General features: G+C 60.8%; 16 protein-coding genes. 7 read left to right on the plus strand and 9 right to left on the minus strand.

What is annotated here, in order from left to right; all coding sequences use genetic code 11:
• The first annotated feature begins 265 nt into the window (after positions 1-265).
• From nagE to glnS, 3 genes are all read left to right on the plus strand, one after another.
• Entirely contained in the window at positions 266-1,720 is a 1,455-nt protein-coding gene (nagE, locus tag ABNP46_RS06470; protein ID WP_349921591.1) for an N-acetylglucosamine-specific PTS transporter subunit IIBC, read from the plus strand.
• 121 nt (positions 1,721-1,841) lie between these two features.
• Positions 1,842-4,505 (plus strand): beta-N-acetylhexosaminidase, encoded by a 2,664-nt coding sequence (locus tag ABNP46_RS06475; RefSeq protein ID WP_349921592.1) that lies wholly within the window; start codon positions 1,842-1,844, stop codon positions 4,503-4,505.
• Between the two features lie 337 nt (positions 4,506-4,842).
• Positions 4,843-6,504 carry a glutamine--tRNA ligase gene (glnS, locus tag ABNP46_RS06480; protein WP_349921593.1) on the plus strand — a complete coding sequence of 554 codons (1,662 nt, stop codon included), beginning with the start codon at positions 4,843-4,845 and terminating at the stop codon, positions 6,502-6,504.
• A gap of 99 nt (positions 6,505-6,603) precedes the next feature.
• On the opposite strand, the gene fur is transcribed toward glnS, so the two are convergent.
• Complete coding sequence (gene fur, locus ABNP46_RS06485; protein WP_349921594.1) at positions 6,604-7,032, minus strand: ferric iron uptake transcriptional regulator; 429 nt, start codon at positions 7,030-7,032, stop codon at positions 6,604-6,606.
• A 245-nt stretch (positions 7,033-7,277) separates the two neighbouring features.
• On the opposite strand from fur, the gene ABNP46_RS06490 reads away from it, so the two are divergent.
• Positions 7,278-7,763 carry a DUF4442 domain-containing protein gene (locus tag ABNP46_RS06490; RefSeq protein WP_349921595.1) on the plus strand — a complete coding sequence of 162 codons (486 nt, stop codon included), beginning with the start codon at positions 7,278-7,280 and terminating at the stop codon, positions 7,761-7,763.
• 58 nt (positions 7,764-7,821) lie between these two features.
• Here ABNP46_RS06490 and fldA read toward each other — a convergent pair whose 3' ends face one another.
• Genes fldA through ABNP46_RS06510 form a run of 4 tightly spaced genes read right to left on the minus strand, consistent with a single transcriptional unit; the run spans position 7,822 to position 9,745 of the window.
• Complete coding sequence (gene fldA, locus ABNP46_RS06495) at positions 7,822-8,346, minus strand: flavodoxin FldA (protein ID WP_349921596.1); 525 nt, start codon at positions 8,344-8,346, stop codon at positions 7,822-7,824.
• A 40-nt stretch (positions 8,347-8,386) separates the two neighbouring features.
• Positions 8,387-8,683, minus strand: coding sequence for a LexA regulated protein (gene ybfE, locus ABNP46_RS06500; protein ID WP_005309699.1), 297 nt, complete (start codon positions 8,681-8,683; stop codon positions 8,387-8,389).
• A gap of 20 nt (positions 8,684-8,703) precedes the next feature.
• A complete protein-coding gene (locus ABNP46_RS06505; protein ID WP_100860450.1) occupies positions 8,704-8,925 on the minus strand; it encodes a DUF2788 domain-containing protein in 222 nt (73 codons plus the stop codon).
• A gap of 55 nt (positions 8,926-8,980) precedes the next feature.
• Complete coding sequence (locus tag ABNP46_RS06510) at positions 8,981-9,745, minus strand: alpha/beta fold hydrolase (RefSeq protein ID WP_349922407.1); 765 nt, start codon at positions 9,743-9,745, stop codon at positions 8,981-8,983.
• 289 nt (positions 9,746-10,034) lie between these two features.
• Between ABNP46_RS06510 and seqA the strand changes: the two genes are divergently transcribed.
• Both seqA and pgm read left to right on the plus strand, forming a co-directional pair.
• On the plus strand, positions 10,035-10,547 hold the full coding sequence (gene seqA / locus ABNP46_RS06515; RefSeq protein ID WP_349921597.1) for a replication initiation negative regulator SeqA: 513 nt from the start codon (positions 10,035-10,037) through the stop codon (positions 10,545-10,547).
• A 57-nt stretch (positions 10,548-10,604) separates the two neighbouring features.
• Positions 10,605-12,254, plus strand: coding sequence for a phosphoglucomutase (alpha-D-glucose-1,6-bisphosphate-dependent) (pgm, locus tag ABNP46_RS06520; RefSeq protein ID WP_349921598.1), 1,650 nt, complete (start codon positions 10,605-10,607; stop codon positions 12,252-12,254).
• Between the two features lie 70 nt (positions 12,255-12,324).
• Here the strand turns inward: pgm and ABNP46_RS06525 are convergent, their stop codons facing one another.
• Entirely contained in the window at positions 12,325-13,206 is an 882-nt protein-coding gene (locus ABNP46_RS06525) for a DMT family transporter (RefSeq protein ID WP_349921599.1), read from the minus strand.
• Between the two features lie 94 nt (positions 13,207-13,300).
• On the opposite strand from ABNP46_RS06525, the gene ABNP46_RS06530 reads away from it, so the two are divergent.
• Positions 13,301-13,783, plus strand: a complete 483-nt coding sequence (locus tag ABNP46_RS06530; RefSeq protein WP_349922409.1) for a MarR family winged helix-turn-helix transcriptional regulator — start codon at positions 13,301-13,303, stop codon at positions 13,781-13,783.
• Positions 13,784-13,823: 40 nt separating this feature from the next.
• Here ABNP46_RS06530 and mltB read toward each other — a convergent pair whose 3' ends face one another.
• The 3 genes from mltB to ABNP46_RS06545 form a co-directional block, all read right to left on the minus strand.
• Positions 13,824-14,927, minus strand: coding sequence for a lytic murein transglycosylase B (gene mltB, locus ABNP46_RS06535; protein WP_349921600.1), 1,104 nt, complete (start codon positions 14,925-14,927; stop codon positions 13,824-13,826).
• A 95-nt stretch (positions 14,928-15,022) separates the two neighbouring features.
• On the minus strand, positions 15,023-15,628 hold the full coding sequence (locus tag ABNP46_RS06540) for a CDP-alcohol phosphatidyltransferase family protein (RefSeq protein ID WP_349921601.1): 606 nt from the start codon (positions 15,626-15,628) through the stop codon (positions 15,023-15,025).
• 2 nt (positions 15,629-15,630) lie between these two features.
• The gene (locus tag ABNP46_RS06545; RefSeq protein WP_349921602.1) at positions 15,631-16,296 is read right to left on the minus strand and encodes an ATP-binding cassette domain-containing protein; all 666 of its coding nucleotides are present in this window, start codon (positions 16,294-16,296) and stop codon (positions 15,631-15,633) included.
• Between the last annotated feature and the right edge of the window lie 2 nt (positions 16,297-16,298).

The raw sequence follows: 16,298 nt of genomic DNA on the forward strand, positions 1-16,298 counted from the left end.
TATACCTCTGTACGGGTTGCGGCAGTCTATCGACGGCAAGGACTAAACATTTTTAAGTTGTTTTATAGCGTAAATAAAGATTGCGGACTAAGCCACATCAATCGACTACTTTTATCTCTGTTGAGTGATAATGATCACGAATGCTGGTTTATTAATTTGCGCAGCGAAATAAAACCCATAGACTGCCAATCAAGCCTTGATGGCTTATGCGTCGAACGTGATAAGCACTTAATTTCTAGAAAAACATCAACTAAGGAGAGGAACCGTGAACATTCTCGGTTATTTACAAAAGATCGGCCGTGCCCTGATGGTGCCGGTGGCGGTATTGCCTGCCGCAGCGATCCTGATGGGGATTGGCTATTGGATTGACCCGAACGGTTGGGGCGGTGGCAGTCCACTGGCAGCCTTCCTGATCAAAGCCGGCGCCGCCATCATCGATAGCATGCCCATCCTGTTTGCCGTCGGTGTTGCCTACGGCATGTCCAAAGATAAAGACGGTTCCGCCGCACTGGCCGGTCTGGTCGGTTTCCTGGTAGTAACCACTCTGCTGAGCCCGGGCGCCGTTGCCCAGATCAAGGGTATCCCGGCCGATCAGGTTCCGGCTGCCTTTGCCAAGATCAGCAACCAGTTCGTCGGTATCCTCTGTGGTGTCATCGCCGCCGAGCTGTATAACCGTTTCAGCAGCGTCGAGCTGCACAAGGCGCTGGCCTTCTTCTCTGGCCGTCGTCTGGTGCCGATTGTGACCTCCGTGGTCATGATCGTGGTCTCCTTCATCCTGATGGCCGTCTGGCCGGTCATCTACGGTGGCCTGGTCTCCTTCGGTGAATCCATCGTCAGCATGGGCTCCACCGGTGCCGGTATCTACGCCTTCTTCAACCGTCTGCTGATCCCCGTGGGTCTGCACCACGCCCTGAACTCCGTGTTCTGGTTCGACGTGGCCGGCATCAACGACATCCCGAACTTCCTGGGTGGTCAGAGCTCCATCGATGCGGGTAAAGCGGTGGTTGGTGTGACTGGTATGTACCAGGCTGGCTTCTTCCCCATCATGATGTTCGGTCTGCCGGGCGCCGCCCTGGCCATCTATCACTCCGCCAAGAAAGAGAACAAAGAGAAAGTTGCGTCCATCATGATCGCAGCCGCCTTTGCCGCCTTCTTCACCGGTGTGACCGAGCCGCTCGAGTTCTCCTTCATGTTCGTGGCGCCGGTGCTGTACGTCATCCACGCGCTGCTGACCGGTGTCTCCGTGTTCATCGCCTCCAGCATGCACTGGATCGCTGGCTTCGGCTTCAGCGCCGGTCTGGTGGATATGGTGCTCTCCAGCCGCAACCCGCTGGCGACCCAGTGGTACATGCTGCTGGTACAAGGCCTGGTGTTCTTCGGTCTGTACTACGTCATCTTCCGCGCCGTGATCGTCAAGTTCAACCTGAAGACCCCGGGTCGTGAAGACGACGAAGCCGTACCGGTACAGGCTCAGACCACTGACCGCACCGAGCTGGCCAAGCAGTATCTGGAAGTGCTGGGTGGTCAAGACAACCTGGTCACCATCGATGCCTGCATCACTCGTCTGCGTCTGACCCTGAAAGATCGCAGCATCGTCGATGAGCGCAAGCTCAAAGCCCTGGGCGCGGCCGGTGTGGTCAAGCTCGGTGAGCAGAACCTGCAGGTGATTCTGGGCCCCTTGGCCGAAATCATCGCCGGTGAGATGAAAGCCCTGCGTTAATCGAGCACGAGCTCACCTCAAGACTAAGTCCATTGTTGACATAAATAAGGGCCCCACCCAGGGGCCCCACATAAAAAAAGCCAAGAAAATCCAACCTTTACTTCAAAAGAGAGCAGCAGTTATGAACTTGAAACATTCTCTGTTAGCCATTGCCATGTCTACCGTTTTTACCGCCCAGGTACAGGCAGCCGATACCGCCAAGCAAGCCGTGATCGATTCCATCGCCAATAACCTCGTCGTCAAGTACGAAGTGGTGACCAACGATGGTGCCGGCGCCGGTCTGGATTGCCAGGCGCTCGGCTCCGAGTGGGCGAGCTGCGGGGTGGCCAAGCTGCACCTGACCAACACGGGTGCCGACGTCACCTCCAAGGACTGGAGCATCTATGTCTCCTCCATCCGCCGCATTCAGCGTGTCGACAACGATCAGTTCACCATCACCCACCTGACCGGTGACCTCTATCGCCTCTCGCCGACCGACAAGTTCCAGGGCTTTGCCAAGGATGCGACGGTCGAAGTGCCCATGGTGGTGGAGTACTGGGTACTGTTCGAAACCGACATCATGCCGAGCTGGTACGTGACTGCCGAGGGCGCCGAGCCCAAGGTGATCGCCAGCATGAGCAACATCAACGACGCCACCACCTACGAAAAACCGATGCCGGCGGATGGCTGGAAGCGCACCAAGGATGACAACAACATCCTGATGAACAGCGAGACCCGTTTCGCCGCGAACCAGACCAGCACCCTGCTGCCCGCCAGCAAGATCGATGATCGCATCCTGCCGACCCCGCACAAGCAGGTGGTCAAGGCCGGCCCTCAGGTCGATCTGTCCACCATCAAGCTCAATGCGCTGGACTTGCCGTCCGACCGCGCCGACGTCATCAAGGCTCAACTGACCAAGCTGGGTGTTACCCTCTCCGACACCGGCTATCCAGTGACCGTCAAGCTCGGCAGCAAGAACAAGCAGGCCGAAGGGTATGACATGACCATTGGCCAGAAGGGCGCAGTGATCCAGGGGCACGATGTCCAGGGGGCCTTCTGGGGGGCGCAGTCCCTCATCTCCCTGCTCGGGGTGGATGACAAGAAGGTCAGCCAGATGGTGGTCGAGGATGCACCGCGCTTCGAATACCGTGGCATGCAGACCGACGTGGCTCGCCACTTCCGCGACCCGGCAACCCTGAAGAAGCTGATCGACCAGATGTCCGCCACCAAGCTCAACACCCTGCACTTGGGCTTGACCAACGATGAAGGCTGGCGCATCGAGATCCCGGGGCTGCCGGAGCTGACCGACGTCGGTGGCGAGCGTTGCCACGATCTCACCGAGACCCAGTGCATCCTGCCGCAGCTGGGCTCAGGCCCCGGCAGCGACAACCAGGGCACCGGCTTCTACAGCAAGGCCGATTACATCAACTTGGTACGCTATGCCAAGGCGCGCGGCGTGACCGTGATCCCCGAGATCAACATGCCGGCCCACGCCCGTGCCGCCGTGGTCTCCATGGAAGCCCGCTACAAGCGTCTGATGGCGGAGGGCAAGGAAGTCGAGGCGAACCAGTATCGCCTGACCGATCCGGCCGATACCTCCAACATCACCTCGGTCCAGTTCTACGACAAGATGTCCTTCATCAACCCCTGCCAGCCGGGTGCCGCCACCTTCGTGGCCAAGGTGATGGATGAAGTGGCCAAGATGCACCAGGACGCCGGTCAGCCGCTGACTGCCTGGCACTACGGTGGTGACGAGGCGAAGAACATCATGCTGGGCGGTGGCTATCAGGATCCCAACACCACCAAGAAAGAAGAGCTGGTGGCCTGGAAGGGCAACACCGACTGGAGCAAGCAGGACAAGCCGTTCGGCAAGTCCCCCCTGTGCCAGAAGATGATCGATGACGGCAAGATCAAGGACGTGGCCGAGCTGCCTGTCTACTTCGCCAAGGAAGTGAGCGAGATGGTCAAGGGCCACGGCTTCTCCACCCTGCAGGCGTGGGAAGATGGCCTTAAGTACGCCAAGGATGCCAGCGTCTTCGCCACCGAGAAGACCCGGGTCAACTTCTGGGAAACCCTCTACTGGGGTGGCTTCAACGAGGCGATGAAGTGGGCGCACAACGGCTATGACGTGGTGCTCTCCAACCCGGATTACCTCTACTTCGACTTCCCGAACGAGGTACACCCGGCCGAGCGTGGCTACTACTGGGCCACCCGCTTCAACGATACCCGCAAGGTGTTCGCCTTCGCGCCGGAAAACCTGCCGCAGAACGCCGAGACCTCGGTGGACCGCGATGGCAACGCCTTCGTCGCCAAGGGTGATCAGGAGCCGATCAAGTTCAAGGGGATCTCCGGTCAGCTGTGGAGCGAGACGGTGCGTACCGATGCCCAGTACGAGTACATGGTCTACCCGCGCATCTTCTCCGTGGCCGAGCGTGCCTGGCACAAGGGCGGCTTCGAGCTGGACTACGTGAAGGGCCGTGAGTTCTCCGGTGCCACCAAGTTCGTCAACAAGGCGACCCTGAACAAAGAGTGGAACCAGTTCGCGAACCTGCTGGGCCAGCGTCAGCTGCCGAAACTGGATCAGGCCGGGGTGGAATACCGCCTCTCCGTACCGGGTGCCAAGGTTGTCAACGGCGTGCTGGAAGCGAACGTGGATCTGCCGGGTCTGCCCATCCAGTACAGCCTGGATGGCAAGAGCTGGAGCGCCTATGACGCCGCGGCCAAGCCGAGCGTGACAGGCAAGGTCTACCTGCGTACCACCAGCTTCGATGGCAAGCGCACCAGCCGCGTCACCGAGCTGAACTGATAGCCTTTAATCCATAACGCAAGGTGGGTCGCAAGACCCGCCTTTCCCAAGGGCGGTGGCCATCGGGCTTGGGAAAGGTTGACTGTGCGTGTGAGCCTTTGTTGTGTGTGTATTGTCTGTTTTTCATCACTTGTGACCCCGCCTCGTGCGGGGCTTTTTTTCACCTGTGCCTGCCATGACTCACCTCTCCTTCGGTTTTAACGCGCCAATACCCAGGAATGGCCAAATTCAGGTTGAGACAGGGCGCGTTATGAGGGATCATATCCGGCTTGACGGCGGGGGGATGAGGGTGCCAGCCGGCACAACTTCCGCCAGTGACGCATTTTTGAGGTGAGCCATGAGCGAGGCGAGCAGCCCAACCAACTTTATTCGTCAGATCATTGATGAAGATCTGGCCAGCGGTAAGCACAAGAGCGTGCATACCCGTTTTCCGCCCGAGCCGAACGGTTATCTTCACATCGGCCACGCCAAGTCCATCTGCCTGAACTTCGGCATCGCCCGCGACTATCAGGGCCAGTGCAATCTGCGCTTCGATGACACCAACCCGGCGAAGGAAGACATCGAGTTCGTGGAGTCCATCAAGCAGGACGTGCAATGGCTCGGCTTCCAGTGGAATGGCGAGATCTGCTACTCCTCCGACTATTTCGACAAGCTGCACGGCTATGCCGTCGAGCTCATCGAGAAGGGGCTGGCCTATGTGGACGAGCTCACGGCCGAGCAGATGCGCGAATACCGTGGCACCCTGACCAGCCCGGGCAAGAACAGCCCGTTCCGCGACCGCAGTGTCGAAGAGAACCTGGCCCTGTTTGCCAAGATGAAGAACGGCGAGATGGCCGAGGGCAGCGCCTGCCTGCGCGCCAAGATCGACATGGCATCCCCTTTCATCGTGATGCGCGATCCCGTCATCTACCGTATCAAGTTTGCTCACCACCACCAGACCGGTGACAAGTGGTGCATCTACCCGATGTATGACTTCACTCACTGCATCTCGGACGCCCTGGAGGGGATCACCCACTCCCTGTGCACCCTGGAGTTCCAGGACAACCGCCGTCTGTATGACTGGGTGCTGGACAACATCAGCATCGACTGCCACCCCCGTCAGTACGAGTTCTCTCGTCTGAACCTCGAATACACCGTCATGTCCAAGCGCAAGCTGAACCTGCTGGTGACCGAGGGGCACGTGAGCGGTTGGGACGATCCGCGCATGCTGACCGTCTCCGGCCTGCGTCGCCGTGGCTACACTCCGGCCTCCATCCGCGAGTTCTGCAAGCGCATCGGCGTGACCAAGCAGGACAACATCGTCGAGATGGGCATGCTGGAAGCCTGCATCCGTGAGGATCTCAACGAGAACGCCCCGCGCGCCATGGCCGTGCTGCACCCGTTGAAAGTGGTGATCGAGAATCTGCCCGCCGATGAGGTGCTCATTGCACCGGCTCACCCGAGCAATGCTGAGATGGGCACGCGTGAACTGACCTTCAGCCGCGAGATCTTCATCGATGAAGCGGACTTCAAGGAAGAGGCCAACAAGCAGTTCAAGCGTCTGGTGCTGGGCAAGGAAGTTCGCCTGCGCAACGCCTACGTGGTCAAGGCTGAGCGGGTCGAGAAGGACGCGGATGGCAAGGTGACCTGCGTCTACTGCTCCTATGACCCCGAGACGCTCGGCAAGGATCCGGCCGATGGCCGCAAGGTGAAGGGGGTGATCCACTGGGTTAGCGCCACGCACTCTCTGCCGGCAGAGATCCGCCTCTACGATCGTCTGTTCAAGGTCCCGAACCCGGGTGCCGAGGATGACTTCGAAGCGGCCCTGAACCCGGACTCTCTGGTCGTCATCGAGGGGGCCCGTGTCGAGGCTTCCCTGAAAGAGGCCAAGCCGGAGTTTGCCTACCAGTTCGAGCGTGAAGGTTACTTCTGCGCCGACAACAAGCTCTCCAGCCCGGAGCACCTGGTGTTCAACCGCACTGTGGCGCTGCGGGACGTCTGGGGCAAGGCCGAAGGCTGATCGTCAAAGGGCAGGGGAGACCTTGCCCTTTTTGACTGGATGATGGATGCAAAAAAGCCAGCGCTAAGCTGGCTTTTTTTATGGGTGGTGGCGAGAGGATCACTCCTCGTGCTTGCACTCACCGGAGGCGCAGTGGCCGTACAGATAGAGGCTGTGGTTGGTCAGCCGGATGTTGTGGGCCTTGGCGATGTCCCGTTGACGCTGCTCGATGACCTCGTCGGAGAACTCGATCACCTTGCCGCAATCGAGGCAGACCAGGTGGTCGTGGTGCTCCTGGGTTGCCAGCTCGAACACCGACTTGCCCCCTTCGAAGTGGTGGCGGGTGACGATGCCGGCATCATCAAACTGGTTGAGGACGCGATAGACGGTGGCGAGACCGATCTCTTCACCCTGATCGATCAGTCGCTTGTACAGATCTTCCGCACTGGTGTGCTGGCAGTCCGGCTGTTGCAGGATTTCCAGGATTTTGACGCGGGGCAAGGTGATCTTGAGCCCGGCCTTTTTCAATGCTTGGTTGTTGTCAGGCATGTTCTATTTATTCGCATTCTCGAAGGTGTGGTTATTCTGATTGACTGCCGCTGGAATGGCAACCACGAACTCGCTTGGCCTGTCATTATAGGTCGTAGCGAGGGGAAAAATAAACCCAGTGAATCAAGGGCTTTAGCCATCCTTTTCCCATCATGGATAAATCTTGCCCGGTGAGGGCCGGGCTTGCTCATGAAGGAAATGTTGATAAGATGTAACTTTCTTCATTATCTGGTCGGATGAGATCCATGGATTGGCTTTTTGGCAACGCAGCCTGGGTGCGTCGCGCCCTCAACGCCTGGCCCCCCTTCTGGGGCGCGGGGATCAAGATAGAGATCCTCAGCGATGACTTTCGTTTCTGTCGTGTCACCCTCAAATCCCGTTGGTGGAACAAGAACGCGAACCGGACCCAGTTTGGTGGCAGCATGTTTGCCATGACGGACCCCATCTACCCGCTGATGCTGATGGGGCATTTCAAGAACCGTTACTACGTCTGGGATAAGGCGGGCAGCATCAACTATATCAAGCCGGGCAAGGGGATGCTGGTGGCCGAGTTCAACCTGACCGATGCCAAACTGGCTTCCATCGTGGCGGCGACCGAGGGGGGCGACAAACACTTCCCCGAGTTCGAGGTACAGGTTCAGGACAGGAGGGGCGAGCTGGTGGCCCAGGTTCAACGCGTCCTCTATGTCAGATCCAAGCCGGAGTACAGGACGGTCAGCCAGGACTCGTGAGGAATGGCACACAAGCAACAAGGGCCCCGATGGGGCCCTTGTTGTGGGAGGAGATGGATCAGGCCAGTTCGCCCAGATTCAGCTCGTCGTGCAACTGCTTGCACCAGCCCTTGACGCGCTCGGCGGTCAGCTCGGGCTGGCGATCCTCGTCGATGCCGAGGCCGACGAAGTGCTTGTCGTCCACCAGGGCCTTGGAGGCTTCAAATTCGTAGCTCGCGGTCGGCCAGTTGCCGATGACGATGGCGCCCTTGGCTTCGACGATGTCACGCAGGGTGCCCATGGCGTCGAGGAAGTACTCGGCGTAGTCTTCCTGATCGCCGCAGCCGAAGATGGCTACGAGCTTGTTGGTGAAGTCGATCTCTTCCAGCTCGGGGAAGAAGTCATCCCAGTCGGCCTGGGCCTCGCCGTAGTACCAAGTCGGGATACCGAACATCAGCAGATCGAAGCTGTCGATGTCGGCCTTGCTGCTCTTGGCAATGTCACGGACTTCAATCAGTTGTTTGCCCAGTTCTTTCTGGATCATCTTGGCGACAGCTTCGGTATTACCGGTATCGCTGCCGAAAAACAGACCTACACTAGCCATAGTGTTTAGTTACCCGTATTTGGTGTTGATGCTTAACGGTTCAGATTGCGATGCCTGCTGCAAAAGCAGACTCAATCTGTTGCTTCAGGATAGATTGGATCAGCTCGGCTCGGCTGACGTTCTGTTGCAGCGCAAGTTGGTTCAGGCGCTCCAGCAATTCGGCCTCCACCTTTAACTCAACCCGTTTCAGACCGTTCTCCCGATCGCGCTTGAGCTGGTTGCGCTTGTTGATCTTGAGCTGGGTCTCACGGGGGAGTGGATTGGTCTTCGGCCTGCCGGGGCGCTTCTCATTGGCGAACAGATCCAGTGTTGTTCGATCAGTTTGCTGTTTGGCCATACATCACAGATGAAAAGTAGTTAGCCGATCCCTGAGCCTTCCCAGCCCATTTCGATCAGCCCCTTGGCGACAAAACCCGCGCAACCCAGAAACAGAACCAGCCAGACGATGAGACGCCCGAAACGGGGCACGTTGCCGCGTTTGAGCACGTCTTGAATGGCCAGACCAATCAGCAGGAAGATGGCCACGAAGAACAGCTTCAGGCCCAGACTCTCGATGAGATCGATATGTTCACTCAGCATGGATTGCGCACACTCCTTATGACGGGCGCACTATATCACAAAGGATTTGAAACTGTTAACCGCCTGTGGACAGGAAATCCACAACCAATTTATTGAACAAAACCGGTTTTTCGGCGTGCAGCCAATGGCCGGTGCCGGCGATGCCCCGGGCCTTGGCGGCCGGGAATTGGGCAGTCACCGTGTCCGTGTATTCGGGCAGCACATAGTCAGACTCCCCCCCCTTGATAAACAGGGTCGGCCCCTCGAAGCGGGTCTCACTGTCCGGCCAGCCCATGATGTTGGCGTAGTTGTGCTCGAGCGCTGGCACGTTGAAACGCCATCCCCAGCCAGCATCCTTCTTGGCAAAGGATTTGAGCAGGAACTGGCGCACCCCGGAGATCTCGATGTGTCGGGCCAGCACGGCCTCGGCCTCGCTGCGGCTCTGGGGTGGACTGGTCAGGGTGGCGTTCAGACCGGCAAACACGTTTTTGTGGCGAGCATGGGGATAGGCGACCGGGGCTATATCGGCCACCACCAGCCGATTGACGCGCGTCGGCGCCTGCTTGGCGACCTGCATGGCGACCTTGCCGCCCATGGAGTGGCCCACGATGGCCACCTGCGCCAGATCCAGATGGTCCAGCAGGGCGAGCACGTCGGCGGCCTGCTGGGGGTAGGTCATCTCGTCTGAATGGAAGGAGGAGCCGTGGTTGCGGAGATCGACACTGATGACGCGAAACTGTTCACTCAAGGGGCGCGCCAGCAGGCCCAGGTTGTCCAGACTGCCGAACAGGCCGTGGATCAGTACGACCGGAGCGCCTTGGCCCTGATCCTTGAAATTCAAACATGGATTCTGTTGCAAAATGACATCCTCTCGGTCGATGGCGCTATCGCCAGATTTTTAATGCGTTGAAAGAAAAGGATTTCATTCTTTCGTGGGAATTTTTTTGTGGTTTTTTTTCAAAAAAATTGCCCCGGGATCGGTTATCAGTGCGGGGGATCACACATCTGGTTGCGCATTATGCCGTATTCTCCATGAGATTCATGCACATCTGCCAGCCCCTTGCTTGGGCTGCCGGGTTTGCCTATGTATAATCGCCGCATCCGAACTTCGACGAGCCCAGCGCATCCCTATGAAAACCATCGAGCTTGATGACGATCTCTACTTCTTTATCGCGAGCCAGACCCGACACATCGGCGAGAGTGCGTCCGATATTCTGCGTCGCCTGCTGGAGCAACCCGGTGAACGAGCGCCGGCTCCCAAGGCCGTGGCACCGGCCCAGCCTCTGCCCCAACTGGTGGCAGATGCACAAGGATTGCAGGCCCTGCTCGATGCCGGAGCCCTGCAACAGGAAGAGAAGTCCATCAACCGCTTCATGCTGGTGCTGAGTACCCTCTATCGGGACAACCCGGAAGGCTTTACCCAGGCCACCGAGATCAAGGGGCGCAAGCGCGTCTATTTCTCCCGGGATCCGGAAGCGCTGCGGGCCAGTGGCAGCACCACCAAGCCCAAGCAGGTGCCGGATACCCCGTTCTGGGTCATCACCAATACCAACACCAGCCGCAAACAGAACATGGTGGCCCAGCTGATGAACAGCATGGGGTATGACGAGAGCCTGACGGCTCGGGTGTGCGCAGCGGTTTAACGGTTCACTGATTCCAGGCCTTGCCCGGCAAGGCCGCCATCTTGCAAGGAAAACGCCATGGCACAGCATCCTCACGCCGGCAAACCGGCTCGTCTCAGCGATCTGACCAACATTCCCCGTCTGGTCAGCGCCTACTACCTGAACAAGCCGGACATGAGCCGCCCCGAGCAGCGGGTAGCCTTCGGCACCTCCGGCCATCGCGGCAGCGCCCTGCACGGCGCCTTCACCGAATCCCACATTCTGGCGGTGACCCAGGCACTGGTAGAGTATCGCCAGCAGGCCGGCATCACTGGCCCCTTGTTCGTTGGCATGGATACCCACGCCCTGTCCGAGTCCGCATTTGCCAGCGCGGTGGAAGTGCTGGCGGCCAATGGCGTTGAAACCCGCATCCAGGCCGGCCTTGGCTTCACGCCGACCCCGGTCATCTCCCACGCCATCCTGCGTCACAATGCCAGCAAGCCGGCGGCGCTGGCGGACGGCGTGGTGATCACCCCGTCTCACAACCCGCCGGAAGACGGTGGCTTCAAGTACAACCCGCCCCACGGCGGCCCCGCCGAGGGGGAGATCACCAAGTGGGTGGAAGACAGGGCCAACGCGATTTTGGAAGCGGGCCTGGCCGATGTGAAGCGGATGCCCTTTGCCGAGGCGCTCAAGAGCGCTCTGGTGGTTGAGCACGACTACGTCACTCCCTATGTGGACGACTTGGAAAACGTGCTGGATCTGGCCGCCATCAAACGGGCTGGCATCAAGATTGGGGTGGATCCTCTCGGTGGCTCCGGCGTCGCCTACTGGGACGTCATCGCCAAGCGTTACGACCTCGACATCGAGGTGGTCAACTACCGTGTCGATCCGACCTTCTCCTTCATGACCCTGGACAAGGACGGCAAGATCCGGATGGACTGCTCCAGTCCCTTCGCCATGGCGAGCCTCATTGCGCTGAAAGACAAATTCGACATCGCTCTTGGCAACGATCCTGACTACGACCGTCACGGCATCGTCACCAAGGCCGGTCTGATGAACCCGAACCACTACCTGGCGGTGGCCATCCAGTACCTGTTTACCCACAGAACCGGCTGGGCCAAGGAAGCCGCCGTCGGCAAGACCCTGGTCTCTTCTTCGATGATCGACCGGGTCGCCGGCGAGATTGGCCGCACCCTGAAAGAGGTGCCGGTCGGCTTCAAGTGGTTTGTTGACGGCCTCTATAGCGGTGAGTTCGGCTTCGGCGGCGAGGAGAGTGCGGGCGCCTCCTTCTTGCGCAAGGACGGCACCGTCTGGACCACCGACAAGGACGGTTTCATCCTGGCCCTGCTGGCCGCCGAGATCCTGGCCGTCACCGGCAAGGATCCCCAGGCCCACTACGATGCCCTGGAGGCCAAGTTCGGCCGCTCCAGCTATCGCCGCATCGACGCCCCGGCCAATGGCGCGCAAAAAGCCGTGCTCTCCAAGCTGGATCCGGCGCTGGTGGAAGCCTCCACCCTGGCAGGCGACCCCATCCTCGCCAAGCTGACCCGTGCCCCCGGCAACGACGCCGCCATCGGTGGCTTGAAGGTGGTGACCGAGCATGGCTGGTTCGCGGCGCGCCCCTCCGGCACCGAGTCCATCTACAAGATCTACATGGAGAGCTTCAAGGGCGAATCCCACCTGGACCTTATTCAACAGGAGGCCCAGCAGATCGTCTCCGCCGCCCTGGCCAAGGCCGGCGTCTAGATCGTCTGAGTCATCTCATGTGAAAGAGGAGCCCTGGTGGCTCCTCTTTTTTATGCGGCGTTGGCACGGATTAACCGTTATCCACCTTGCCGGTGACGGCCTTGCGGGTCTGCCAGCGCTTGAAGAAGGGGCGGGACGGCAGCTTCATCAGGAACAGGGAGAGCAGGATCACCCCGATGCCGAGCCACTGACGACCGTCCAGGCTCTCTCCCACCATCAGCACCCCGAGGGACACCGCCACCATGGGGTTGGTGAGGGCCAGCATGCCCATCACCTCGGGACCATGGCGTTTGAGACCCCAGAGCCAGGCCCAGTAGGCGAGCGCCGTGTTGAGCAGGATGAGCCAGCCAAAGGCGGGGGCACTCGCCAGGTGCGGTATCGGCATGGGCCCCGCCAGCCACCAGGCGAGCGGGATCAGCATCAGGCCGCCGAGCAACAGCTGCCAGGCGGTGAGGGCCAGCAGATCGCTCACCGGCCAGCGCTGCATCCAGCGGCTGGATTGACCGATGAGCACGGTGGCGAGCAGGGCGCAGGCGACCCCGACGGGATCCAGATTGGCGGAGGGGTTGAGCAGCAGCAGGACACCGGCGAGCCCCATCAACCCCAGCAATAGCCACTTGAGGGTCGGCCGCTTGCCATCCTGCAACCAGGCGAGCGCCATCAGGATGAGCGGCAGGGTGGCACCGAGGGTGCCCGCCACGGCGCCCGGCAGGCGGAAGGCCGCCACGAACAGCAGGGCGAAGAAGGCGGTGATGTTGCAAAACGCCAGCAGGAACTGGCGGCTCCAGGTGAGCGGCGGCCAGCGCGGATGCAGCAGCAACAGCAGCACGCCGGCGGGGAGGGCTCGCCACACCGCCACCCAGTAAGGGGAGTAGTCGGTCAGGTAGAGGCTGACGAGGGCATAGGTGCTGCCCCATAGCAGGGGGGCGAGCAGGGCGATCAGCAGCGGCATGGTTATCTCATAAGAAAGTATCTTTAAGTGAAGATACATTAGCCACGAGTTGGTTTACTATCAAGTATCTTTACGAAAAGATATTGGAGTCATGATGGAGACAGATCACGTGGATCTGCTGCTGGCGCAGTGGGCCAGGGAGAGACCGGATCTCGACTGCAGCCCCATGGGGGTGTTTGGGCGGGTTGCGCGCATGGCGGCCATCGCCGGGCGCGAGATCAACGAGGAGCTGAAAGAGTGCGGTTTGCTGGGATCGGACTTCGACATCCTGGCGACCTTGCGCCGCGCCGGCGAGCCGCTCACTCCCACGGCCCTCTACCAGTCCGCCATGCTCACCTCGGGGGCGATGACCGCGCGTCTGGACAAGCTGGCGGAGCGGGGCCTCATCGAGCGTCAGGCCGCCCCGAGTGACAGGCGCAGCCTGCTGGTCTGCCTGACCGAGGCGGGGCGGACGCAGATCGATCTGGCGGTGGAGCGGCACGTGGCGAACGAGCGGCGCCTGCTGGCGCCACTGACCGGGGCCGAACAGGCCCAGCTGGCGGCCCTGCTCAAACGCTGGTTGCTGGAGAACGAATAGCAAAACGGGCCAGATGGCCCGTTTTTACACTCTGTCAGCATTAATAACTGCCTTTGGCATCTTTCACCGCGAGACCCAGCTGCCATACCGCCATGGCGTAGTGAGTGCTGTGGTTGTAGCGGGTGATGGCGTAGAAGTTTGGCAGGCCGTACCAGTATTGATAGCCAGTCCCCACGTCCAGGCGCAGCAGGCTCGCCTCCTTGTGATTGCCGAGAGAGGCGATGGGGGCGAGTCCGGCACCGCGCAGGGTGGCGACCGGGTAGCGGGTCTGGAAGCCATGCTCGTAGCCGGGCAACTGGCCCTGGCCGCGCACCGCCACCGGTTGTCCCTTCTCCCAGCCGTGAGCCTTGAAGTAGTTGGCCACGCTGCCGATGGCATCCACCGGATCCCAGAGGTTGGTGTGACCGTTGCCGTTGAAGTCCACCGCATAGCTGCGGAAGCTCGACGGCATGAATTGACCGTAACCCATGGCGCCGGCGTAGGAGCCCTGCGGCTGGGTGGGATCCATGCCCTCGTCCCGGGTCATCACCAGGAAGGCTTCCAGCTCGCCGGTGAAGAACTCGGCCCGGCGCGGGTAGTCGAACGCCAGGGTCGCCAGCGCATCCAGGATGCGGGTCTTGCCCATCACCCGGCCCCAGCGGGTCTCCACCCCGATGATGCCGACGATGATCTCAGGCGGCACCCCGTAAATCTGCTGCGCCCGATTGAGTTCGCTCTCGTATTCGCGCCAGAAGTTGACGCCGTTCTGGACGTTGTCCGGGGTGATGAACTTGGCACGGTAGCGATTCCAGGCGCCGGTCGGCCCGGTGGGCGGCGTGCTGGTGGGCGCCTGGGCGTCCATCAGCCGGATGATCCAGTCATAACGCTGGGCCTGGGCCAGCACCTGGTGCAGCTCGGCATCGTTGAAGCCGTGCTTTTGCACCATGCGCCGCACGAAGTTGTCCACGTTGGGGCGATTGGCGAAATCCCCCTTGCTGACCCCCTGACCGGTTCCCTGCCCGTAGAAGGGCTTGCTCGGCGGCGTCTGGTTGATGAAGGCGCTGTTGGGCTGTGGCTTGACCACGGGCTTGGGGGCCGGTGTGCTGCTGCAGCTCTGGAGCAGCGGCAGGGCAGAGAGGGTGAGAAGGCAGACAAGGCGACGCATAGGGATCTCGAAGGGCCTGAAACTGAGTGTCGTCATGGTAGAGCATTGGCGCCCGCGCGCAAGTGCAGCATCGCATTGTCCTCTCTCAAATGAATCTAATCCCGCAGGGTGTGATAGCCGCTCCAGAGCCGGGTCATCGTGGTAATGACGCAGAGCAGGGCAAAGCCGTAAGCCAGTGCCGGGAAGGCGGCGGGCCAGAGGCACATCAGCACGAACAGGGCAATGGTCTCGCTCCCCTCGGTGAGCCCGCCGAGGTAGTAGAGGGACTTGTGTTGATAGACGGGATTCTCGATGCCCCGCTTGCCCGCCATGATGGCAAAGGCCAGGAAGCTCGAACCCGTCCCCATGAAGGTAAACAGCAGGGTGGCGGCGGGCAGGGCGTTGGCGGGGGCTGCGAGGGCAAAACCCAGCACCACGGCGGCGTAGAAAATGAAGTCGAGAGTGATGTCGAGAAAGCCGCCGCAGTCGGTGATGCCGTTTTGGCGCGCCACGGCGCCGTCCAGCCCGTCCAGCAGCCGATTGGTGAGGATGGCGAGCAGGGCCCAGCCGTGCAGCCCCAGCGCCAGCAGCGGCAGGGCCTGCATGCCGATGGCAAAGCCGGCGAGGCTTATCTGGTTGGCACTGACCCCGGCCCGGCACAGAGGAGAGGCCATGCGCGCCAGAGGGCGGCGTATCAGGGGAATGATGCGGCTATCGAACACGGTCAGATCTCCTCGCGTGTGTGGGAAGTGGAAGGCATAAGGTCAAGAATGGCGCCCGGCGCATCTTCCGCGTCGTGGGTGACCAGGATGGCCGGGATCCGTCGCGCGGCGATGCGTTCGAACACCAGGGTGCGAAAAGCCGATCGCAGGGGCTTGTCGAGACGGGAGAAGGGCTCGTCCAGCAGCAGGGCCGCGGGCTCGGCGAGCAGGGTGCGCAGCAGGCTGACCCTGGCCTTCTGGCCGCCGGAGAGCTGACTCGGCAGCTTGTCGGCCTCGGCGGCCAGCCCCACTTCGTGCAAGGCGGCCAGCGCGGCCTCCCGCCTGGCGGCCATTCCTTTCATGTGGGCGGGCAGGCCGAACATCAGATTTTCGGTGGCACTCAGATGTGCAAACAGCAGATCCTCCTGAAACAGCATGCCGATCTGGCGCTGTTGGGGGGGCAATGCCGTGAGTCGCCGTTCATTGAGATAGATATCTCCCGCCAATCCGAATGGGCCGCGGCCCAGCGTGCCGGGCAGCACCCCCGCCAGCGCCGCCAGCAGGGAGCTCTTGCCGCAGCCGCTCGGCCCCATCAGGGTCAGCATCTCGCCGGGCGCCACCGTCAAGGGCGGCAGCTGGAGCAGGGGCGTGTGGTGCAGGCAGAGGGTGAGGGAGGTGGTGCGCAGCATGG

The sequence above is a fragment of the Aeromonas veronii genome (assembly GCF_040215105.1).
GTDB classification, from domain to species: domain Bacteria; phylum Pseudomonadota; class Gammaproteobacteria; order Enterobacterales; family Aeromonadaceae; genus Aeromonas; species Aeromonas veronii_G.